General features: G+C 53.6%; 19 protein-coding genes. 12 read left to right on the forward strand and 7 right to left on the reverse strand.

The window, feature by feature from the left end:
• Window positions 1-2: 2 nt before the first annotated feature.
• The 3 genes from BEA93_RS13570 (at window position 3) to wzz(fepE) (ending at window position 5448) form a co-directional block, all read left to right on the forward strand.
• Window positions 3-221 carry an MbtH family protein gene (locus BEA93_RS13570; RefSeq protein ID WP_000885802.1) on the forward strand — a complete coding sequence of 73 codons (219 nt, stop codon included), beginning with the start codon at window positions 3-5 and terminating at the stop codon, window positions 219-221.
• Window positions 218-4099 (forward strand): enterobactin non-ribosomal peptide synthetase EntF, encoded by a 3882-nt coding sequence (entF, locus tag BEA93_RS13575; protein WP_105224667.1) that lies wholly within the window; start codon window positions 218-220, stop codon window positions 4097-4099. The genes BEA93_RS13570 and entF overlap by 4 nt, the downstream gene beginning before the upstream one ends.
• A 215-nt stretch (window positions 4100-4314) precedes the next feature.
• Entirely contained in the window at window positions 4315-5448 is a 1134-nt protein-coding gene (gene wzz(fepE), locus BEA93_RS13580) for an LPS O-antigen length regulator Wzz(fepE) (protein ID WP_105224666.1), read from the forward strand.
• Here the strand turns inward: wzz(fepE) and fepC are convergent.
• The 3 genes from fepC to fepD are packed head-to-tail and all read right to left on the reverse strand — an operon-like array spanning window position 5445 to window position 8250.
• Complete coding sequence (gene fepC, locus BEA93_RS13585; RefSeq protein WP_000140656.1) at window positions 5445-6260, reverse strand: iron-enterobactin ABC transporter ATP-binding protein; 816 nt, start codon at window positions 6258-6260, stop codon at window positions 5445-5447. The two genes, wzz(fepE) and fepC, sit on opposite strands and share 4 nt — an antisense overlap.
• Window positions 6257-7249, reverse strand: a complete 993-nt coding sequence (gene fepG / locus BEA93_RS13590; protein WP_000640983.1) for an iron-enterobactin ABC transporter permease — start codon at window positions 7247-7249, stop codon at window positions 6257-6259. The genes fepC and fepG overlap by 4 nt, the downstream gene beginning before the upstream one ends.
• Window positions 7246-8250 (reverse strand): Fe(3+)-siderophore ABC transporter permease, encoded by a 1005-nt coding sequence (gene fepD / locus BEA93_RS13595; protein ID WP_105224665.1) that lies wholly within the window; start codon window positions 8248-8250, stop codon window positions 7246-7248. Before fepD ends, fepG begins: the two co-directional genes overlap by 4 nt.
• A gap of 110 nt (window positions 8251-8360) precedes the next feature.
• Here fepD and entS point away from each other — a divergent pair, with 110 nt between their 5' ends.
• Window positions 8361-9611, forward strand: a complete 1251-nt coding sequence (gene entS, locus BEA93_RS13600) for an enterobactin transporter EntS (protein ID WP_061090779.1) — start codon at window positions 8361-8363, stop codon at window positions 9609-9611.
• A gap of 3 nt (window positions 9612-9614) precedes the next feature.
• Here entS and fepB read toward each other — a convergent pair whose 3' ends face one another.
• Window positions 9615-10571 (reverse strand): Fe2+-enterobactin ABC transporter substrate-binding protein, encoded by a 957-nt coding sequence (fepB, locus tag BEA93_RS13605; protein ID WP_001515950.1) that lies wholly within the window; start codon window positions 10569-10571, stop codon window positions 9615-9617.
• A 188-nt stretch (window positions 10572-10759) separates the two neighbouring features.
• On the opposite strand from fepB, the gene entC reads away from it, so the two are divergent.
• The 7 genes from entC (at window position 10760) to BEA93_RS13640 (ending at window position 18220) form a co-directional block, all read left to right on the forward strand.
• Window positions 10760-11935, forward strand: a complete 1176-nt coding sequence (gene entC / locus BEA93_RS13610) for an isochorismate synthase EntC (RefSeq protein WP_016248453.1) — start codon at window positions 10760-10762, stop codon at window positions 11933-11935.
• Window positions 11936-11944: 9 nt separating this feature from the next.
• Window positions 11945-13555: a (2,3-dihydroxybenzoyl)adenylate synthase EntE gene (gene entE, locus BEA93_RS13615; protein ID WP_016248454.1), complete on the forward strand. Its 1611-nt coding sequence runs from the start codon at window positions 11945-11947 to the stop codon at window positions 13553-13555.
• Between the two features lie 13 nt (window positions 13556-13568).
• Window positions 13569-14426 (forward strand): enterobactin biosynthesis bifunctional isochorismatase/aryl carrier protein EntB, encoded by an 858-nt coding sequence (entB, locus tag BEA93_RS13620; RefSeq protein WP_001007132.1) that lies wholly within the window; start codon window positions 13569-13571, stop codon window positions 14424-14426.
• Window positions 14426-15172, forward strand: a complete 747-nt coding sequence (gene entA / locus BEA93_RS13625) for a 2,3-dihydro-2,3-dihydroxybenzoate dehydrogenase EntA (protein ID WP_001011656.1) — start codon at window positions 14426-14428, stop codon at window positions 15170-15172. Before entB ends, entA begins: the two co-directional genes overlap by 1 nt.
• 2 nt (window positions 15173-15174) lie before the next feature.
• On the forward strand, window positions 15175-15588 hold the full coding sequence (entH, locus tag BEA93_RS13630; protein ID WP_000637956.1) for a proofreading thioesterase EntH: 414 nt from the start codon (window positions 15175-15177) through the stop codon (window positions 15586-15588).
• 180 nt (window positions 15589-15768) lie between these two features.
• A complete protein-coding gene (gene cstA / locus BEA93_RS13635; protein WP_001043117.1) occupies window positions 15769-17874 on the forward strand; it encodes a pyruvate/proton symporter CstA in 2106 nt (701 codons plus the stop codon).
• Between the two features lie 148 nt (window positions 17875-18022).
• Entirely contained in the window at window positions 18023-18220 is a 198-nt protein-coding gene (locus BEA93_RS13640; RefSeq protein ID WP_000460431.1) for a YbdD/YjiX family protein, read from the forward strand.
• Between the two features lie 9 nt (window positions 18221-18229).
• Here the strand turns inward: BEA93_RS13640 and hcxA are convergent, their stop codons facing one another.
• Window positions 18230-19318 (reverse strand): hydroxycarboxylate dehydrogenase HcxA, encoded by a 1089-nt coding sequence (gene hcxA, locus BEA93_RS13645; RefSeq protein WP_001515956.1) that lies wholly within the window; start codon window positions 19316-19318, stop codon window positions 18230-18232.
• A 108-nt stretch (window positions 19319-19426) separates the two neighbouring features.
• Between hcxA and ybdL the strand changes: the two genes are divergently transcribed.
• Window positions 19427-20587, forward strand: coding sequence for a methionine-oxo-acid transaminase (gene ybdL / locus BEA93_RS13650; protein ID WP_000183958.1), 1161 nt, complete (start codon window positions 19427-19429; stop codon window positions 20585-20587).
• Here the strand turns inward: ybdL and BEA93_RS13655 are convergent, their stop codons facing one another.
• Window positions 20588-21217, reverse strand: coding sequence for an IbrB-like domain-containing protein (locus tag BEA93_RS13655; protein ID WP_000526876.1), 630 nt, complete (start codon window positions 21215-21217; stop codon window positions 20588-20590).
• Entirely contained in the window at window positions 21190-22410 is a 1221-nt protein-coding gene (locus tag BEA93_RS13660) for a phosphoadenosine phosphosulfate reductase (RefSeq protein ID WP_105224664.1), read from the reverse strand. The genes BEA93_RS13655 and BEA93_RS13660 overlap by 28 nt, the downstream gene beginning before the upstream one ends.
• Between the last annotated feature and the right edge of the window lie 109 nt (window positions 22411-22519).

Raw genomic sequence — 22519 nt, forward strand, 5'->3', positions numbered from 1 at the left:
ATATGGCATTCAGTAATCCCTTCGATGATCCACAGGGAGCGTTTTACGTTTTGCGCAATGCGCAGGGGCAATTCAGTCTGTGGCCGCAACCGTGCGCGTTACCGGCGGGTTGGGACGTTGTTTGTGAACCGCAGTCGCAGCAAGCTTGCCAGCAGTGGCTGGAAGCTAACTGGCATACTCTGACACCCGCGAATTTCACCCAGCCGCAGGAGGCGCAATGAGTCAGCATTTACCTTTGGTTGCAGCGCAATCTGGCATCTGGATGGCAGAAAAACTGTCTGATTTACCTTCCGCCTGGAGCGTGGCGCATTACGTTGAATTAACCGGAGATATTGATGCGCCATTACTGGCCCGCGCGGTGGTTGCCGGGGTAGCACAGGCTGATACGCTGCGGATGCGTTTTACGGAAGATAACGGCGAAGTCTGGCAATGGGTCGATGACGCGATGACGTTCGAACAGCCAGAAATTATCGACCTGCGTACCAACATTGATCCTCACGGCACTGCGCTGGCATTGATGCAGGCTGATTTACACCAAAACCTGCGCGTCGATAGCGGTAAACCGCTGGTGTTTCATCAGCTCATTCAGATTGCGGATAACCGCTGGTACTGGTATCAACGTTATCACCATTTGCTGGTTGATGGCTTCAGTTTCCCGGCGATTACCCGCCAAATTGCCAACATTTACTGCACATGGCTGCAGGGCGAACCAACGCCTGTTTCGCCGTTTACTCCTTTTGCTGAAGTGGTGGAAGAGTACCAGCAGTACCGCGAAAGCGACGCCTGGCAGCGTGATGCAGCATTCTGGGCAGAACAGCGCTGTCAGTTGCCGCCGCCAGCTTCACTCTCTTCCGCACCTTTGCCTGGGCGTAACGCTTCGGCGGATATTCTGCGCCTGAAACTGGAATTTACTGACGGTGAATTCCGCCAACTGGCTACGCAATTACCAGATGTACAACGTACCGATCTGGCTCTTGCACTGGCAGCCTTGTGGCTGGGGCGATTATGCAACCGCATGGACTATGCCGCCGGATTTATTTTTATGCGCCGCCTGGGATCGGCGGCGTTGACGGCAACCGGACCTGTGCTCAACGTTTTGCCATTGGGTATTCACATTGCAGCGCAAGAAACGCTGCCGCAACTGGCAATCCGGCTGGCAGGGCAGTTGAAAAAGATGCGCCGCCATCAACGTTATGATGCGGAACAAATTGTGCGTGACAGCGGACGTGCGGCGGGAGAGGAACCGCTTTTCGGCCCGGTACTCAATATCAAGGTATTTGATTATCAACTGGATATTCCGGGCGTGCAGTCGCAAACTCACACCCTGGCAACCGGTCCGGTTAATGACCTTGAACTGGCGCTGTTCCCGGATGAGCACGGTGATTTGAGTATTGAAATCCTCGCCAATAAACAACGTTACGATGAGTCAACGTTAATCCAGCACGCTGAACGCCTGAAAATGCTGATTGCGCAATTTGCCGCGGATCCGACGCTGTTGTGTGGCGATGTCGATATTATGCTGCCAGACGAATATGCTCAGTTGGCGCAGATCAACGCCACCCAGGTCGATATTCCTGAAACCACACTGAGCGCGCTGGTGGCAGAACAGGCAGCGAAAACGCCGGATGCTCCGGCACTGGCAGATGCACATTACCAGTTCAGCTATCGGGAAATGCGCGAGCAGGTGGTGGCGCTGGCTAATCTGCTGCGTGAGCGCGGCGTTAAACCCGGCGACAGCGTAGCGGTGGCATTGCCGCGCTCGGTCTTTTTGACCCAGGCATTACATGCGATTGTTGAAGCAGGCGCGGCCTGGTTACCGCTGGATACGGGCTATCCGGACGATCGTCTGAAGATGATGCTGGAAGATGCACGCCCGTCGTTGTTAATCACCAGCGACGATCAACTGCCGCGCTTTAGCGATGTAGCAAATTTAACCCGCCTTTGCTATAACGCCCCACTCACCCCTCACGGCAGTGCGCCACTGCAACTTTCGCAGCCGCACCACACCGCTTATATCATCTTTACTTCCGGTTCTACCGGCAGGCCGAAAGGGGTGATGGTCGGGCAGAAGGCTATCGTTAATCGCCTGTTATGGATGCAAAACCATTACCCGCTGACAGGTGAAGATGTCGTTGCTCAAAAAACGCCGTGCAGTTTTGATGTCTCAGTATGGGAATTTTTCTGGCCGTTTATCGCTGGGGCAAAACTGGTAATGGCAGAGCCGGAAGCGCACCGCGATCCGCTCGCTATGCAACGGTTTTTTGCCGAATACGGCGTGACGACCACACACTTTGTACCGTCGATGCTGGCGGCGTTTGTTGCTTCGCTGACAGCGGAAACCGCTCGCCAAAGTTGCGCGACGTTGAAACAGGTGTTCTGTAGTGGCGAAGCATTACCGACCGATTTATGCCGTGAGTGGCAGCAATTAACCGGCGCGCCGTTACATAATCTCTATGGCCCTACAGAAGCGGCGGTGGATGTGAGCTGGTATCCGGCCTTTGGCGATGAACTGGCGGCGGTGAGTGGTAGCAGCGTACCGATTGGCTATCCGGTCTGGAACACGGGGCTGCGCATTCTTGATGCGATGATGCATCCAGTACCGCCAGGTGTTGCGGGAGATCTCTATCTCACCGGCATCCAACTGGCGCAGGGTTATCTTGGACGACCCGATCTCACAGCCAGCCGTTTTATTGCCGATCCGTTCGCTCCTGGTGAACGCATGTATCGTACTGGCGATGTGGCTCGCTGGCTGGAAAATGGCGCGGTGGAGTATCTCGGGCGCAGTGATGATCAGCTAAAAATCCGTGGTCAGCGTATTGAACTGGGTGAAATCGATCGCGTGATGCAGGCGCTGCCAGATGTCGAGCAGGCCGTTACCCACGCTTGTGTCATTAACCAGGCGGCAGCAACCGGCGGTGATGCGCGTCAGTTGGTGGGGTATCTGGTGTCGCAATCAGGTTTGCCGCTGGATACCACTGCACTGCAGGCGCAATTGCGCGAAACATTGCCGCCGCATATGGTGCCTGTAGTTCTGCTGCAACTTGCGCAGTTGCCGCTCAGCGCCAATGGCAAGCTGGATCGCAAAGCTCTGCCGTTGCCGGAACTAAAAGCCCATACGTCGGGACGTGCGCTGAAAACGGGCAGTGAATCGATTATTGCTGAAGCGTTTTCGTCATTACTGGGTTGTGACGTGCAGGATGCCGACGCTGATTTCTTCGCTCTTGGCGGTCATTCGCTACTGGCGATGAAACTGGCAGCGCAGTTAAGTCGACAGTTTGCTCGCCAGGTCACACCGGGGCAGGTGATGGTGGCATCAACCGTCGCTAAACTGGCAATGATTATTGATGGCGGAGCAGAAAACGCCCAGCGTCTGGGATTTGAAACCGTTCTTCCACTGCGTGAAAGCAATGGCCCGACGCTGTTCTGTTTCCATCCGGCGTCCGGTTTTGCCTGGCAGTTTAGCGTGCTCTCGCGTTATCTCGACCCACAATGGTCGATTATCGGTATTCAGTCACCGCGCCCCAATGGCCCCATGCAGACGGCGACAAACCTGGATGAAGTATGCGAAGCGCATCTGGCAACATTACTGGCACAACAACCTCGTGGCCCTTATTACTTGCTGGGTTATTCGCTGGGCGGTACGCTGGCGCAGGGTATCGCGGCGCGACTGCGTGCTCGTGGCGAACAGGTAGCATTTCTTGGTTTGCTGGATACCTGGCCACCAGAAACGCAAAACTGGCAGGAAAAAGAAGCCAACGGTCTGGATCCGGAAGTGCTGGCGGAGATTAACCGCGAGCGCGAGGCGTTCCTGGCGGCACAGCAGGGAAGTACTTCAACGGAGCTGTTTACCTCCATTGAAGGCAACTATGCTGATGCGGTGCGATTGTTGACCACTGCTCATAGTGTGACATTTGATGGTAAAGCCACGCTGTTTGTTGCTGAGCGTACATTACCGGAAGGTGTCAGCCCGGAGCGCGCCTGGTCACCGTGGATTGCAGATCTGGATATTTATCGCCATGATTGCGCGCACGTGGATATTATATCGCCAATGACGTTTGAAAAAATCGGGCCAATAATTCATACGATACTAAATAAATAACTTTATCTTAAATACAAATCCATAATTATGATAAATAATTATGGATTTTATTATTTATCATATTAATACCCCCTGAGTGGATTGACTGAAAATGCTCCAAATATTGCGTTCGTGCGTGTAATTTACAAACTTCAGCTTCGGATAATTCTCACCAACTGGTAAAGTGAGCGCTATGGAGATTTACTCATATTGGACTCATTTTCAGGTTATACCGCATGTCATCACTGAATATTAAGCAGGGAAGTGACTCTCATTTTCCCGATTATCACCTGGCGTCGCCCAGTAATAATGAAATTGATTTACTTAATCTAATCGACGTTTTATGGCGGGCAAAAAAAACGATCATGGCAGTCGTTTTTGCGTTTGCCTGCGCAGGTTTACTTATCTCTTTCATCCTGCCGCAAAAATGGACCAGTTCGGCTGTCATCACCCCCGCAGAGGCTGTTCAGTGGCAAGACCTGGAGAAAACTTTCACTAAACTCCGCGTGCTGGATCTCGATGTCAATATCGACCGCGGCGGTGTTTTCAATCTTTTTATTAAAAAGTTTCAGTCGGTTAGCTTACTGGAAGAGTATCTGCGTTCATCACCTTATGTTATGGACCAACTAAAAGAGGCGAAAATCGACGAACTGGATTTGCATCGCGCTATTGTCGCATTGAGCGAAAAAATGAAAGCGGTTGATGACAATGCCAGTAAGAAAAAAGATGAGCCGACACTTTATACTTCCTGGACGCTAAGTTTTACCGCGCCCACCAGTGAAGAAGCCCAGACCGTTCTGGCAGGGTATATCGATTATATCTCTACGTTGGTGGTGAAAGAGTCGCTAGAAAATGTGCGTAATAAACTGGAAATTAAAACCCAGTTCGAAAAAGAAAAACTGGCCCAGGATCGGATTAAAACCAGAAACCATCTTGATGCAAACATTCAGCGCCTCAATTATTCACTCGATATTGCTAATGCGGCAGGAATTAAAAAACCCGTTTACAGTAATGGTCAGGCAGTAAAAGACGACCCTGAGTTCTCTATTTCTCTCGGCGCAGACGGTATTGAGCGTAAACTGGAAATTGAAAAAGCGGTCACCGATGTTGCCGAACTGAACGGTGATTTACGTAATCGCCAGTATCTTGTTGAGCAATTAACAAAAGCAAATGTCAGCGATGTCAATTTTACGCCGTTTAAATATCAGTTGCGTCCGAGTTTGCCGGTGAAAAAAGACGGTCCTGGCAAAGCGATTATTGTGATCCTTGCCGCGTTGGTCGGCGGTATGGTTGCGTGTGGCAGCGTGCTTTTGCGCCATGCAATGGCATCCAGAAAACAGGATGCCATGATGGAAGGCCACTTAGTTTAAATCTTCGCGGTTGAAGGTGCCGTTCGTCCGAGCGGCACCACCAATGGTGTTCCTGCCACGGGATCATCAATAATCATGCAGCGCAAACCATAGATACGCTCAATTAATTCGGCAGTGACAATCTCCTTAGGTGCACCCTGGGCGATAATTTTTCCTTCTCGCAGCGCAATCAAATGGCTGGCGTAACGACAGGCCTGGTTGAGATCGTGCAGCACCGCAGCCAGCGTATAGCCTTTCTCGCGGTTTAGTTCACTGAGCAACTCCAGCAAATCAATCTGATGACTGATATCCAGCCAGGTCGTTGGCTCATCGAGCAACATAATCGCCGTTTCCTGGGCCAGCACCATCGCGATCCACGCTCGCTGTCGTTGCCCGCCGGAGAGGGTATCCACGCTTTGATTCGCCAGATGGGTAATTCCCGTGGCCTGCATCGCTTTTGTAACCGCCTCTTCGTCTTCTTTCCGCCAGCGGGTAAACAACGGCTGATGCGGATAGCGCCCACGCGCTACCAGCTCCTGAACGGTGATGTCGCCCGGCGTGGTAGCGTTTTGCGCCAGCAGACCAATCCGGCGTGCGACCTCTTTACTGGCGAAACGCTGAATCTGTTCGCCATCCAGCCAGACATGCCCGTGAGCGGGTGTCATCAGACGACTTAACGTGCGCAGCAACGTGGATTTACCGCAGCCGTTTGGCCCGATAATCGCCGTGAAATGACCGTCAGGGATCTCTACGGTCAGATTTTCCGCAACGGTATATTTGCCATATCCCAGGGTTAACTGCTCGCCGCGCAAACGGGCTACTGATTCGGTCATTTTTTGCGAGACTCCTGAATTAACAAGACGATAAGGTAAATACCGCCGAGGCTGACGGTGACGACGCCAACCGGAAGTTGATACGGCATAAACAGTTGCTGAGCGCAGAGGTCTGCTGCCAGCAGTAACAGCGCGCCACATAGCGCCGCCTGGGTCAGCCCCCAGCGAGCGGTGCCGCTAATGCGTCGGGCAATATGCGGCGCGACCAGCGCAATAAAGGAGATCGGCCCCGCCAGTGCAGTTGCAGCAGCGGTAAGCACCACCGCCACCAGCATCATTAACAGACGCGAGCGTTCGACGCTGACGCCCAGCGCGCAGGCGGTATCATCGCCCATCTCCAGCAAGCGCATCCGCCTTACCAGCAAGGCTGCGGCAATTAACATCAAAATAATGATTGGCGCGGAAGGCCAGGTTTTCGCCCATGTCAGGCCGTTGAGCGAGCCGGCATTCCACAAACCCGCCGTTAGCGCCGTCTCTAATGAGGCTTTAAGCAATAGCCAGGTATTAAAGGCCACCAGCATGGCGCGAACGCCGATACCGATAATAATCAGGCGAAAGGTGTCGATACCGTTACGCCAGGCGAGCAGCCAGACCAGTAGTGAAGTGACAATGCCACCCGCCATTGCTGCCAGGGCGATAGCCGTCAGGTCCTGACCAAACAGTACCATCGCCACCAGCACGCCGCTCCACGCCCCGGTGTTAAAGCCCATCACGTCAGGGCTGCCGAGTGGGTTACGCATCAGCGACTGAAAAATAGCGCCGCTGACGCCCAGCGCCGCGCCAATTAACAGCGCCATCAGCACGCGCGGTAAGCGCCATTCGGTGACGACCATTGTCATACTGCGGGGAGCATCATCCATCAGCGCGGCGAATACCTGCGATGTTTCCAGTGTCACAGCACCACTGCGTAATCCCCAGATGCCCGCCACGATACAGGCGGTAATCAGCAACAAACAGGTTATGAGTAATCTGCGAGAGACGTAAATCATGCGCCACCTCGCGTTTTACGTCGGACGAGGAAGATTAATACCGGTGCGCCAATAAAGGCGCTGACCACGGAAACGCGCAGCTCGCCGGGCACAATCACACGCCCGATGATATCGGCAAACAGCAGCAGGACAGGCGTGGCGAGTAGTGTAACGGGGAGTGACCAGCGATGATCTGCTCCTACTAACCAGCGCGCCATATGCGGCATCATCAGGCCAATAAAGGCAATCGGACCCACCACTGCCGTCGCACTACCGCAAAGCACAGTAATCGCCAGCAGACCAATCAACTGTGTGCGCGCTACGCGGCTACCCAGCGCCGTCGCGGTGTCGTTTCCCAGACTTAAACTATTCAACGCACGACTCAGTAAGAGTGCGGTTACTCCGGCGATCAGCACCGGGAGCAGCACCACTTTTAAGGTATGGAGGTTGCGAATATCCAGTGAACCGGCTTGCCAGAAACGCAACTGATCGTAGACGTCAGGGTTAAGCAGGGCGATGCCGCTGGTCAGCCCTTCCAGTACCGCCGCCAGCGCCACGCCCGCCAGGGTTAAACGCACCGGACTTAACTGCCCGCCGCCCTGGCTGCCGGTAAAGGCAACAATCAACGAGGCCACCAGCGCGCCAGCGAAAGCCATCGCCAGTTGTTCCTGGGCGGAAGAGTAACCAAACAGCGCTGCGCCGAGCACAATGGCAAAGCTGGCTCCGGCGTTCACGCCAAGCAAACCGGGATCGGCAAGCGGGTTTCGGGTGAGGGTTTGCATTAACGCCCCGGCAAGGCCAAGCGCTCCGCCCGCCAGCAATCCGGCAAGGGTGCGCGGCAGTCGGGCGTCGAGCACGATGGTGCAGTCGGCGCTCTGGCAGGTGCCGGAGAGTGCCTCCAGGACCACGGAGGCGGGGAGTGATTTTGCCCCAATGAGCAGGCTTAATGCCGTCGCGATAATCAGTAATAACAGCAATCCGGGCACGGCAATGGCGCGTGTCACGGCAACAGAACCAGACATACGAACTTCCATGATAATGAAATTAATTATCGTTATCGATCTTATTTGGATATGTTAGCATGTGCAGCCTAAGAATAGGTATTTAAAATATTTGATGGCAAGGCATTGTAATGAATAAACAATCCTGGCTGCTTAACCTCAGCCTGTTGAAAACGCACCCGGCGTTTCGCGCAGTATTCCTCGCTCGTTTTATCTCAATTGTTTCTCTGGGGTTGCTCGGCGTCGCGGTGCCGGTGCAGATCCAGATGATGACGAATTCCACCTGGCAGGTTGGGCTTTCAGTGACGCTGACCGGCGGCGCGATGTTTGTCGGTCTGATGGTCGGTGGTGTGCTGGCGGATCGTTATGAGCGCAAAAAAGTGATTTTGCTGGCGCGCGGCACCTGTGGCATTGGCTTTATTGGTCTGTGTCTGAACGCGCTGTTGCCGGAGTCATCACTATTGGCAATCTATTTACTCGGTTTATGGGATGGTTTTTTTGCCTCGCTGGGCGTTACGGCGCTGCTGGCGGCAACGCCTGCGCTAGTTGGGCGGGAAAACTTAATGCAGGCCGGGGCGATTACCATGTTGACCGTGCGCCTGGGATCGGTAATTTCGCCCATGATGGGTGGCTTACTGCTGGCGACTGGCGGCGTCGCCTGGAACTACGGGCTGGCGGCGGCAGGAACGTTCATCACTTTACTGCCTCTGTTAAGCCTTCCGGCACTGCCGCCGCCACCGCAGCCGCGTGAGCATCCGCTGAAATCGCTTCTGGCAGCCTTTCGTTTTCTGCTCGCCAGCCCGCTGGTGGGCGGCATTGCGCTGTTGGGTGGGTTGTTGACGATGGCGAGTGCGGTGCGGGTACTGTATCCGGCGCTGGCAATCAACTGGCAGATGTCGGCGGCGCAGATTGGCTTTCTCTATGCGGCAATTCCGCTCGGTGCGGCAATCGGGGCGTTGACTAGCGGGAAACTGGCGCATAGCGTGCGGCCAGGATTGTTAATGCTGCTTTCCACATTAGGTTCATTTCTCGCCATTGGTTTGTTTGGCCTGATGCCAATGTGGATTCCGGGCGTGGTTTGTCTGGCGCTGTTCGGCTGGCTGAGCGCGGTCAGTTCGTTGCTGCAATATACAATGCTGCAAACGCAAACTCCGGAAGCGATGTTAGGGCGGATTAACGGTTTGTGGACGGCGCAGAACGTGACGGGCGATGCGATTGGTGCGGCGTTGCTGGGCGGTCTGGGGGCGATGATGACACCGGTTACATCCGCCAGTGTCAGTGGCTTTGGCTTGTTGATTATCGGTGTATTGTTGTTGCTGGTGCTGGTGGAGTTGCGCCGTTTTCGCCAGACGCCACCACAAGCGGCAGCGTCCGACAGTTAATGCTTAGAACAGCGCCTTAAGTCGTTCCAGCACTTGCATGGCGCTGTAGTAATCCAGACGGAACGTCTCGGTTCCCAGTGCATAAACCTGCTTGTTCTGTACTGCAGGCAGGTGCGCGAGCAGCGGATTAGCATAAATTGCATCGGCATCTTTCTGATCGCCGGCGAACAGGAACAGCGACTCACCGTTTAACCCGGCAGCCAGATTTTCTCCACCAAGCTGAATGATGTCATGGCGTTTGCCCTGACTTTGACTGGCGTTTAAGCCCGCTGGCAGTTTCGCCAGCGTAAAGCCGAGTTGTTCCAGCATCTGCCCTTGTGCTGATTCCGGCGTCCAGAGATTGGCACTGTGTGCAGCGGCGGTATAGACAATGGCAGTGACCGGCTGCGGCGGTAATTTGATTTGCTCTTTCGCTGCCGCCAGTTGCTTATCAAACTGCGCAATCCGCTCTGCCGCTTGTTTCTCATGCCCGGTAATTTCGCCAAGTTGCGTTAACAGCGACTGCCAGCTTTTGTCGTCGTAATTGATAATTAACGTCGGCGCGATGGTGGAAAGCTGATCGTACAGTGGCATTGCAGAATCGCCGCCGGTTGCGCTAATCAAAATCAGATCCGGCATTTGTGCGGCTACCGCTTCGGCGTTCGGTTCTCCGATATAGAGGCGCTGCAGTTTGCGTTCCTTCGCAACATCGCTCCACTGGCGCAAGAATCCCTGGTCGTCCGCGACGCGGTTATTCGGCGTAGTTGCACCACTGGCAATCACCGGAGCGTCTATCGCCAGCAGCGACCCCGTCAGCGTGACGCTGGTTGAGACGATGCGCTGTGGCTGGCTTTCCAGCGTATGGCTGCCGCGGCTGTCAGTCACCTGACGCGGCCAGTCGGCGGCCTGCACTGCGGATATTCCTGAAAGCAAAAGTCCTGCTAAGAAAAGGGTCTTACGGTAGAGCGGGGCGAGTCTCACGAATCAGCGTCCTGTTATTAGTGAAGTTAATGCTTCTCATTTTCATTGTAACGACAAGCAGATGCAAGCCCGAGTCGTAGATTGTGTTGCGGCAAGAGTTGACATAGTGGCTGTTTGCTTTTAGGTTAGCGACCGAAAATATAAATGATAATCATTATTAAAGCCTTTATCATTTTGTGGAGGATGATATGGATACGTCACTGGCTGAGGAAGTACAGCAGACCATGGCAACACTTGCGCCCAATCGCTTTTTCTTTATGTCGCCGTACCGCAGTTTTACGACGTCAGGATGTTTCGCCCGCTTTGATGAACCGGCTGTGAACGGGGATTCGCCAGACAGTCCCTTCCAGCAAAGACTCACCGCCCTGTTTGCTAATGCCAAATCGCAGGGCATTAAAAATCCAGTGATGGTCGGGGCAATCCCCTTCGATCCACGTCAACCTTCATCGCTGTATATTCCCGAATCCTGGCAGCCATTCTCCCGCCAGGAAAAACAAGCTTCTGCGCGCCGTTTTACCCGCAGCCAGTCGCTGAATGTGGTTGAACGGCAGGCAATTCCGGAACAAGCCACGTTTGAACAGATGGTTGCCCGCGCTGCCGCACTTACCGCCACACCGCAAGTCGACAAAGTGGTGTTGTCACGGTTGATTGATATCACCACCGATGCCGCCATCGACAGCGGCGTACTGCTGGAACGGTTGATCGCGCAAAACCCGGTTAGTTACAACTTCCATGTGCCGCTGGCCGATGGTGGAGTCCTGCTCGGAGCCAGCCCGGAACTGCTGTTGCGTAAAGATGGCGAGCGTTTTAGCTCGATTCCGTTAGCCGGTTCCGCGCGTCGTCAGCCGGATGAAGTGCTCGATCGCGAAGCGGGTAATCGTCTGCTGGCGTCGGAAAAAGATCGCCATGAACATGAACTGGTGACCCAGGCGATGAAAGAGGTACTGCGCGAGCGCAGCAGTGAGTTACACGTTCCCTCCTCTCCACAATTGATCACCACGCCGACGCTGTGGCATCTCGCAACGCCCTTTGAAGGTAAAGCGAATTCGCAAGAAAACGCACTGACGCTGGCCTGTCTGCTGCATCCGACCCCCGCGCTGAGCGGTTTCCCGCATCAGGCCGCGACCCAGGTTATTGCTGAACTGGAGCCGTTCGACCGCGAACTGTTTGGCGGCATTGTTGGCTGGTGCGACAGCGAAGGTAACGGCGAGTGGGTGGTGACCATCCGCTGCGCGAAGCTGCGGGAAAATCAGGTGCGTCTGTTTGCCGGTGCGGGGATTGTGCCTGCGTCGTCACCGCTGGGGGAGTGGCGCGAAACGGGCGTCAAACTTTCTACCATGTTGAATGTTTTTGGATTGCATTAAGGAGTGAGGATGAGCATTCCATTCACCCGCTGGCCGGAAGAATTTGCCCGTCGCTATCGGGAAAAAGGCTACTGGCAGGATTTGCCACTAACTGACATTCTGACGCGACATGCTGAGAGTGACAGCGTCGCGGTTATCGACGGCGAGCGGCAGTTGAGTTATCGCCAGTTGAATCAAGCGGCTGATAACCTCGCGTGTAGTTTGCGCCGTCAGGGCATTAAACCTGGTGAAACCGCGCTGGTACACTTAGGTAACGTCGCTGAACTTTACATTACCTTTTTCGCGTTGCTGAAACTGGGCGTTGCGCCGGTGCTGGCGCTGTTCAGCCATCAGCGTAGCGAACTGAACGCCTATGCCAGCCAGATTGAACCGGCATTACTGATTGCCGATCGCCAACATGCGCTGTTTAGCGGGGATGATTTCCTCAATACATTTGTTGCAGAGCATTCCTCCATTCGCGTGGTGCAACTGCTGAACGACAGCGGCGAGCACAATTTGCAGGATGCGATTAACCACCCGGCAGACGGTTTTACTGCCACGCCGTCGCCTGCCGATGAAGTGGCGTATTTCCAGCTTTCCGGCGGCACGACCGGCACGCCGAAGTTGATCCCGCGTACCCATAATGACTATTACTACAGTGTGCGCCGTAGCGTCGAGATTTGTCAGTTCACGCAACAGACACGCTACCTGTGCGCGATTCCGGCGGCTCACAATTACGCCATGAGTTCGCCTGGATCGCTGGGGGTTTTTCTCGCAGGCGGCACTGTGGTTCTGGCGGACGATCCCAGCGCCACGCTCTGTTTCCCATTGATTGCCAAACATCAGGTTAACGTTACCGCACTGGTGCCACCGGCAGTCAGCCTGTGGTTACAGGCATTGAGCGAGGGCGAAAGCCGGGCGCAACTCGCCTCGTTAAAACTGTTACAGGTCGGCGGCGCGCGTCTTTCTGCCACGTTGGCGGCGCGTATTCCCGCAGAGATTGGCTGCCAGTTGCAGCAGGTGTTTGGCATGGCGGAAGGGCTGGTGAACTACACCCGTCTTGATGATAGCGCGGAGAAAATTATCCATACCCAGGGCTACCCAATGTGTCCGGACGATGAAGTGTGGGTTGCCGATGCCGACGGAAATCCATTGCCACAAGGGGAAGTCGGGCGTCTGATGACGCGTGGGCCGTACACCTTTCGCGGTTATTACAAAAGCCCGCAGCACAATGCCAGTGCCTTTGACGCCAACGGTTTTTACTGTTCCGGTGATCTGATCTCCATAGATCCAGACGGTTACATCACTGTGCAGGGGCGCGAGAAAGATCAGATCAACCGTGGCGGTGAGAAGATCGCTGCCGAAGAGATCGAAAACCTGTTACTGCGCCATCCGGCGGTGATCTATGCCGCGCTGGTGAGCATGGAAGATGAGCTGATGGGCGAAAAAAGCTGCGCTTATCTGGTGGTAAAAGAGCCGCTGCGTGCGGTGCAGGTGCGTCGTTTCCTGCGTGAACAGGGTATTGCCGAATTTAAATTACCGGATCGCGTGGAGTGTGTGGATTCACTTCCGCTGACGGCGGTCGGGAAAGTCGATAAAAAACAATTACGTCAGTGGCTGGCGTCACGCGCATCAGCCTGAAGGAGAGAACACGATGGCTATTCCAAAATTACAGGCTTACGCACTGCCGGAGTCTCACGATATTCCGCAAAATAAAGTCGACTGGGCCTTTGAACCGCAACGTGCTGCGCTATTAATCCATGATATGCAAGACTATTTTGTCAGCTTCTGGGGCGATAACTGCCCGATGATGGAGCAGGTGATCGCTAATATTGCCGCCCTGCGTGACTACTGTAAGCAACACAATATTCCGGTTTATTACACTGCCCAGCCAAAAGAGCAGAGCGATGAAGATCGGGCGCTGCTGAATGATATGTGGGGGCCGGGCCTGACGCGTTCGCCGGAACAACAAAAGGTGGTGGATCGCCTGACGCCAGATGCTGACGATACAGTGCTGGTGAAGTGGCGCTACAGCGCGTTTCATCGTTCCCCGCTGGAACAAATGCTTAAAGAGAGCGGACGTAACCAACTGATTATTACCGGAGTGTATGCGCACATCGGTTGTATGACCACTGCGACCGACGCGTTTATGCGCGATATTAAACCGTTTATGGTGGCTGATGCGTTGGCCGATTTCAGCCGTGACGAGCATTTGATGTCGCTGAAATATGTTGCCGGGCGTTCCGGTCGGGTGGTGATGACTGAAGAGTTACTGCCAGCACCGATCCCTGCCAGTAAAGCGGAGCTGCGCGAGGTGATTCTGCCGTTGCTGGATGAATCCGATGAACCGTTTGATGACGACAACCTGATCGACTACGGTCTGGATTCGGTGCGCATGATGGCGCTGGCGGCGCGCTGGCGCAAAGTGCATGGCGATATCGATTTTGTCATGCTGGCGAAAAATCCGACCATCGACGCCTGGTGGAAGCTACTCTCTCGCGAGGTGAAATAATGAATTTCAGCGGCAAAAATGTCTGGGTAACCGGCGCAGGGAAAGGCATCGGCTATGCCACGGCGCTGGCGTTTGTTGAAGCGGGAGCAAAAGTCACAGGCTTTGATCGGGCATTCACGCTGGAGCATTATCCCTTTGCGACTGAAGTGCTGGATGTTGCTGATGCCGGGCAGGTGGCGCAAGTCTGCCAGCGGCTGTTAGGCGAAACGCAGCGCCTGGACGTGCTGGTCAATGCGGCAGGAATTTTGCGCATGGGCGCGACAGACCAACTGAGTAAAGAGGACTGGCAGCAGACTTTTGCGGTCAACGTCGGCGGTGCGTTTAACCTGTTTCAACAGACCATGAATCAGTTTCGCCGTCAGCGGGGTGGAGCGATTGTTACGGTAGCGTCCGATGCCGCACACACGCCGCGTATTGGTATGAGTGCTTATGGCGCGTCGAAAGCGGCGCTGAAAAGTCTGGCGTTGAGCGTCGGGCTGGAACTGGCAGGTAGTGGAGTACGTTGCAACGTGGTTTCGCCGGGTTCCACCGACACCGACATGCAACGCACGCTGTGGGTGAGCGATGACGCGGAAGAGCAGCGTATTCGCGGCTTTGGTGAGCAGTTTAAGCTTGGCATTCCACTGGGGAAAATCGCCCGTCCGCAGGAGATCGCCAACACGATTTTGTTCCTCGCCTCCGATCTCGCCAGCCATATCACGCTACAGGATATCGTGGTGGATGGCGGCTCAACGCTGGGAGCATAACTGTGATCTGGAAACGTCATTTGACCCTGGATGAACTGAACGCTACCAGCGATAACACGATGGTGGCGCATCTGGGAATTGTTTACACCCGTCTGGGTGATGATGTGCTGGAAGCCGAAATGCCGGTCGATACCCGTACTCATCAGCCGTTTGGTCTGCTGCACGGCGGCGCGTCGGCGGCGCTGGCAGAAACGTTGGGATCGATGGCTGGATTTATGATGACTCGCGACGGGCAGTGCGTGGTGGGGACGGAACTTAATGCCACCCATCATCGCCCTGTCTCGCAGGGAAAGGTGCGTGGCGTCTGTCAGCCGCTGTATCTTGGGCGACAAAATCAGAGCTGGGAGATTGTCGTTTTCGATGAACAGGGACGGCGTTGCTGCACCTGTCGGCTGGGTACGGCGGTTTTGGGATGAACCCGACAGAATAAAATGAGATTGCAGGAAAACTCGGTTAATGGAGTGATCGAGTTAACATTGTGAAGTTAATTATTGGTTTTAACTCTTATTTGTTTGGTTATCGCGTTGTTAAATTTTGCAAAGATGTTATAGAAACAAAATGTAACATCTCTATGGATACGTACACGGATAACAATTATGAACAAGTCAGGGAAATACCTCGTCTGGACAGTGCTCTCTGTGATGGGAGCATTCGCTCTGGGATACATTGCTTTAAATCGTGGGGAACAGATTAACGCGCTGTGGATTGTGGTGGCGTCGGTCTGTATCTATCTCATCGCTTATCGTTTTTACGGTCTGTTTATCGCCAAAAAAGTGCTGGCGGTTGACCCGACTCGTATGACGCCAGCCGTGCGCCATAACGACGGTCTGGACTATGTGCCGACGGACAAAAAAGTGCTGTTCGGTCACCATTTTGCGGCCATTGCCGGCGCAGGCCCACTGGTCGGGCCGGTGCTGGCGGCGCAGATGGGCTACCTGCCGGGGATGATCTGGCTGCTTGCCGGGGTGGTTCTCGCCGGTGCGGTGCAGGACTTCATGGTGCTGTTTGTTTCCACGCGCCGCGATGGTCGCTCGTTGGGTGAACTGGTCAAAGAAGAAATGGGACCAACCGCCGGGGTGATTGCGCTGGTGGCCTGCTTTATGATCATGGTGATCATTCTGGCGGTGCTGGCGATGATCGTGGTGAAAGCCCTGACCCATAGTCCGTGGGGAACGTACACCGTTGCGTTCACTATTCCGCTGGCGCTTTTTATGGGGATCTACCTGCGCTACCTGCGTCCAGGTCGCATTGGTGAAGTGTCGATCATCGGTCTGGTGTTCCTGATTTTCGCCATCATTTCTGGCGGCTGGGTGGCAGAAAGTCCGACCTGGGCACCGTACTTTGACTTTACGGGCGTGCAGTTGACCTGGATGCTGGTGGGCTACGGTTTTGTGGCGGCAGTGCTGCCGGTATGGCTGCTGTTGGCTCCGCGTGACTACCTCTCTACCTTCCTGAAAATCGGGACTATCGTTGGTCTGGCGGTGGGAATTCTGATTATGCGCCCCACGCTGACCATGCCGGCGCTGACCAAATTTATCGATGGTACTGGCCCGGTATGGACCGGTAACCTGTTCCCGTTCCTGTTTATCACCATCGCCTGTGGTGCAGTGTCTGGCTTCCATGCGCTGATCTCTTCCGGCACCACGCCAAAGATGCTGGCGAACGAAGGTCAGGCGTGCTTTATCGGTTACGGCGGAATGTTGATGGAATCCTTCGTGGCGATTATGGCGCTGGTTTCCGCCTGTATCATCGATCCGGGCGTGTACTTCGCCATGAACAGCCCGATGGCGGTGCTGGCTCCGGCAGGTACGGCAGATGTGGTGGCTTCTGCAGCGCAAGTGGTGAGTAGCTGGGGCTTTGCAATTACACCGGATACGTTAAACCAGATTGCCAGTGAAGTCGGTGAACAGTCGATCATTTCTCGTGCGGGCGGTGCGCCAACGCTGGCGGTAGGGATGGCCTACATCCTGCACGGCGCGCTGGGCGGCATGATGGATGTGGCGTTCTGGTATCATTTTGCCATTCTGTTTGAAGCGCTGTTTATTCTGACGGCGGTAGATGCGGGTACGCGTGCTGCGCGCTTTATGTTGCAGGATCTGCTGGGCGTGGTTTCTCCTGGTCTGAAACGGACGGATTCACTGCCTGCTAACCTGCTGGCGACGGCGCTGTGCGTACTGGCCTGGGGTTACTTCCTGCATCAGGGCGTGGTCGATCCGCTGGGCGGCATTAATACCCTGTGGCCGCTGTTTGGTATTGCTAACCAGATGCTGGCGGGGATGGCGCTGATGCTTTGTGCCGTGGTGCTGTTCAAGATGAAACGTCAACGTTATGCCTGGGTGGCACTGGTGCCAACGGCCTGGTTGCTGATTTGTACCCTGACCGCAGGCTGGCAGAAAGCGTTTAGCCCGGATGCGAAGGTCGGCTTCCTGGCAATTGCGAACAAGTTCCAGGCAATGATCGACAGCGGTAATATTCCGTCGCAGTATACCGAGTCACAACTGGCGCAACTGGTGTTCAACAACCGTCTGGATGCCGGACTGACCATCTTCTTTATGGTGGTTGTGGTGGTTCTGGCGCTGTTCTCGATTAAGACGGCACTGGCGGCATTGAAAGAGTCGAAGCCGACGGCGAAAGAAACGCCGTATGAGCCGATGCCGGAAAATGTTGAGGAGATCGTGGCGCAGGCGAAAGGCGCACACTAAATTATCACTATTACGCTCTCTCTTTTGGGAGAGCGTAAGGCTGATGACAAACGCAAAATTGCCTGATGCGCTGCAACATTTGTAGACAGGATAAGGTGTTCACGCCGCATCCGGCAATATCTCAGCAATCTGATTACCGGAGGTATTGATGTTTGATTCACTGGCAAAAGCCGGAAAATATTTAGGTCAGGCGGCGAAGCTGATGATTGGCATGCCCGATTACGATAACTATGTCGAACATATGCGGGTCAATCATCCTGATCAGACGCCGATGACTTATGAAGAGTTTTTCCGCGAGCGGCAGGACGCGCGCTACGGTGGCAAAGGCGGCGCGCGCTGTTGCTAAATCTGCATGTCAGACGGTAAATGATTCCACTTTTTCGAACGCTGCACGCAACGTATCAGGTGTCAGCGTGACCGGCAGATAATGAATGGACTCCACCGGACGCAAAGTATGGGCAATCACTTTGTCGATTTCCGCCTGATTATTGATATCCACTTCCAGTTCCGCCAGCGTGGTCGGTAGATGAAAACGCTTATATGCCCCGGTTAATTGCGCCAGCACGTCATCCTGTCCCAGCAAGGCGCTTTGTACCAGAATGCCGTAAGCAACTTTGGTGCCGTGGAGAAATTTCTCGGTTTGCGGCAGCACGGTCAGACCGTTATGCACGGCATGAGCTGCCGCCACACGCGTAAAACGATCGCCCAGACCTCCTACCATACCTCCACCGGCGATAATCGCATCCACCACATCGCAAAATGACTGCGTTAACTGCTTGTTTTGCTGATCGGCAAGAGCCTGTTCGCTACTGCTTAACAATACGTCGCGGATGGCCTGTGCGCTATTGAGCCCCAGACGCACAGTCAGCGGCAATGTTTCCGGTTGCGGTGCCAGCACCACCGCTTCATACCATTTCGCCAGCGTGTCACCGATACCCGCCAGCAGATATTCTTGCGGTGCATTGAGGATAATCTCTGGTTCCACCAGCACCATAAAATTGGTGTCGTCGAAAATCTCATAATGTAGCGCCTGTCCGGCGTCGTTATACCAGACGGAGAGCGGTGTCCAGGCAGCGCAGGTAGCGGCGATCGTCGGAACGGCAACAAACGGCAGACCCAGACGGCGGGCGAGGGCTTTCGCGGTGTCGAGCAGTGCGCCGCCGCCGACGCCAATCACGACGCTGCGATTGTCACCAGACTCAGCCGCCAGTTGTTGCACATCGTTTTCGCTGCAATGACCACGAAACAAAATATGTTTTGCGCCGGGCAGCTCAAACGCTGGTGGAAGTTTTGTTTCTGCCGCAGCAATGGCACGTTCGCCATAAATCCACACGGCACGAGCAAGCTGTTCGTTGGTGAAAAAATCATGCAGGTGATTCAGGCTTCCGGGATGAGAAAAGTAGTTAGCAGGGCCGACGACGACGCGGATAGGATTGTGAGGCATGTTGTGTTGTCCTTATTGTTTTATTTAGACATCTAAACGTCTTGATTGCCAAATACTAACATCGTGTTATAGTGCCTTCAACACGCAACTTCGTCAGGCATGATAAAAATGACAAATAACCCTCTGATTCCACAAAGTAAACTTCCACAACTAGGCACGACTATTTTTACCCGGATGAGCGCGTTGGCGCAGCAGCACCAGGCGATTAATCTGTCGCAAGGTTTTCCTGATTTTGATGGCCCGCGCTATTTGCAGGAGCGGTTGGCGTATCACGTTGCTCAGGGCGCAAATCAATACGCGCCAATGACCGGCGTGCAGGCATTGCGCGAGGCGATTGCTGAGAAAACCGCACGGCTGTATGGCTATCAACCGGATGCTGAACATGACATCACCGTAACAGCAGGAGCGACGGAGGCGTTATATGCGGCGATTACCGCGTTGGTACGTAGTGGCGATGAGGTTATCTGTTTTGATCCCAGCTATGACAGTTACGCACCCGCCATCGCGCTAGCGGGTGGGGTAGTGAAACGCATCGCGCTGCAACCGCCGTATTTTCGCGTTGACTGGCAAGAGTTTGCTGCGTTACTGAGCGAGCGTACCCGGTTGGTGATCCTCAATACGCCGCATAATCCCAGCGCCACTGTCTGGCAGCAGGCTGATTTTGCAGCCTTGTGGCAGGCGATTGCCGAGCGCGAGATTTTTGTCATTAGCGATGAGGTCTACGAGCACATCAATTTTTCACAGCAGGGCCATGCCAGTGTACTGGCGCATCCGCAACTGCGTGAGCGGGCGGTGGCGGTGTCATCGTTTGGCAAGACCTATCATATGACTGGCTGGAAAGTGGGGTATTGCGTTGCGCCTGCGCCCATCAGCGCCGAGATCCGCAAGGTGCATCAGTATTTGACTTTTTCGGTCAATACTCCCACACAACTGGCGCTTGCCGATATGCTGCGGGAGGAACCTGAACATTATCTTGCGTTACCGGACTTTTATCGCCAGAAGCGCGATATTCTTGTGAATGCATTACGAGAGAGCAGACTGGAGATCTTACCCTGTGAAGGCACTTACTTTTTGCTGGTGGATTACAGCGCCGTTTCTACGTTGAATGATGTCGAGTTCTGTCAGTGGTTAACGCAGGAGCATGGTGTAGCGGCGATCCCTCTGTCGGTGTTTTGTGCCGATCCCTTCCCGCATAAACTGATTCGTCTCTGTTTTGCCAAGAAGGAATCGACGCTGCTGGCGGCGGCTGAACGCCTGCGCCAGTTGTAATTATTTCACCGTCCAGGCACGGGAATATCTACGGTCGGCAAACAACTCTTGCAGGCCGTTTATTTGCTTGAGGCGTAGCACTTCGTCGCTGTCCATACCCAGTTCTATACTGATTTTATTATCGTCCCATCCCAACTGGCTGAGTTCACGAACGATTTCTGACATTGCTGTGATTTGGTGGCGGCCACGCGCGCGGTTGTGGCGAATCGTTGCAGCGATGCGTTCGTTACGATCCCTTTCCAGACAGGTAACCGGTAAATACCCTTTTAAGCGCGTTTTTAACGTGTTAGAGCCTTTACCAATTTCATGGCGGTGGAAACCATCAACAATTTCAAGCGTATTAGCTCTGGTGTTGGTTACTACAATCGGTTGGGTAAAACCATCAATTTCAATGGATTTTTTTAATAGCTTCTTCTCTGGCGGTGCCACATTATTGGGATTGTAATCGTTTGGCACGAGTTGGCTATTTTTAACCCATAACACACAATCCACCGGCTCGTCGCGAAATGGACTCACTTGATGTATCGCCATCCGGATCTCATTGATCGCCTTAATGCGATCTTCTTCCGCTAAACTGGCGAGAAATTGCGTTAAATCCTGAGTTAATCGCTGTTGCATAATATTCCCCACTCCTGACGTTTTTCTTTCATCCGTTCGTTATAACGTTGATAATTTTTAGCTTTTGTAGGGCTGAATGATAACGCCCGGCACCAATAATCATTGTTGAGTAATACCTTGCAGATACGTCGCCAGGAGGGGACGTCTTTTGAGCCAATATCTCCTTGTTGAGTCTGAGGAATTTCGATTCCTTTTTTTTGATACCAGTGCAAATAAACAGCAATTTTATTGCGATAATGGTCAGCCGTTTTTTCTGGCATGCTGTTAAGCAGTAATAAGGCATATTCCTGCCAGTCTAAATGGTCAGGTTTTAGGATCTTCCTGTGGCCATAGAATTGATTATTGTGACCAGCGTAAATTCCACCGCTTTTTACGCCACTGACCCGGGCGCACATTGCGGCCCATCGATCAGGTTCAAGAACATGATATAGCCACAAACCTTGCCGTTGCTCTGGACCAAAAGGTTCGCAAATTCGCATTTGACGCAGAGGGACGCCAGCCTGGTACATCAGGTTATACAGCGGATTACAGAGGTTTTGGCCTTTAGCGTACCAGGTCCAGATATCAGCGACTTTCCAGTCGTAAATGGGGTAAATGTACCAACAATGACCGCCTGGCGCGGCGGTGGTCCACGGCTTATCGTCAGCAAAACGTTGTTTATTTAAACTGGCAATGGCGACGAAACGATTATAAGACTCGTCGGCACGGATCCCGACCATCATTGCGGCTGGTCGTTGTTGTGAAAACCATTCGGCAAATTCACGCACGAAATGTTCAAACGTCATACCCGATTGATAAAACGAGAAAAATGCCGGGTCGGTTATCGCATCTTCTGGTGGCTGTCGAACCCATTCAGTATCAGGTTGCCAGCACTGCCATTCAGGTTGATATTGGGATAATGAATTTTGTGTTGTTAACGGTAGAGCCACCCAATAAAACGTTTCGATGACATCCGCATATTGTTCCCGTAGCGATTGAACATAGTCAATAGTACAAGAAAACTGTGCTTCCCAGTCGATAAACAGGACGTTTATTTTTTTTCCTATTTTCCTGGCCAGACCTGCGGTCAAATGAAGCATTAAGCCAGAATCTTTACCACCAGAAAAAGAGACGCATACGCGGGGCAGTGTATTAAGTGTCCAGGTGATACGGTCTTGTGCTGCTTCCAGAATATTGAGAGGAAGCGGAATTTTATAAATGGACATCTGTAAACGCTCTCTTAACATGACCGGGAGAAAGTGCAATAGTTTGCTGATTATAATATTAATATACTTAAATGAAATATCTTATTTTATATTCACTAGGTGAATTTTT

Source organism: Escherichia sp. MOD1-EC5950, assembly GCF_002965345.1.
GTDB lineage: Bacteria > Pseudomonadota > Gammaproteobacteria > Enterobacterales > Enterobacteriaceae > Escherichia > Escherichia marmotae.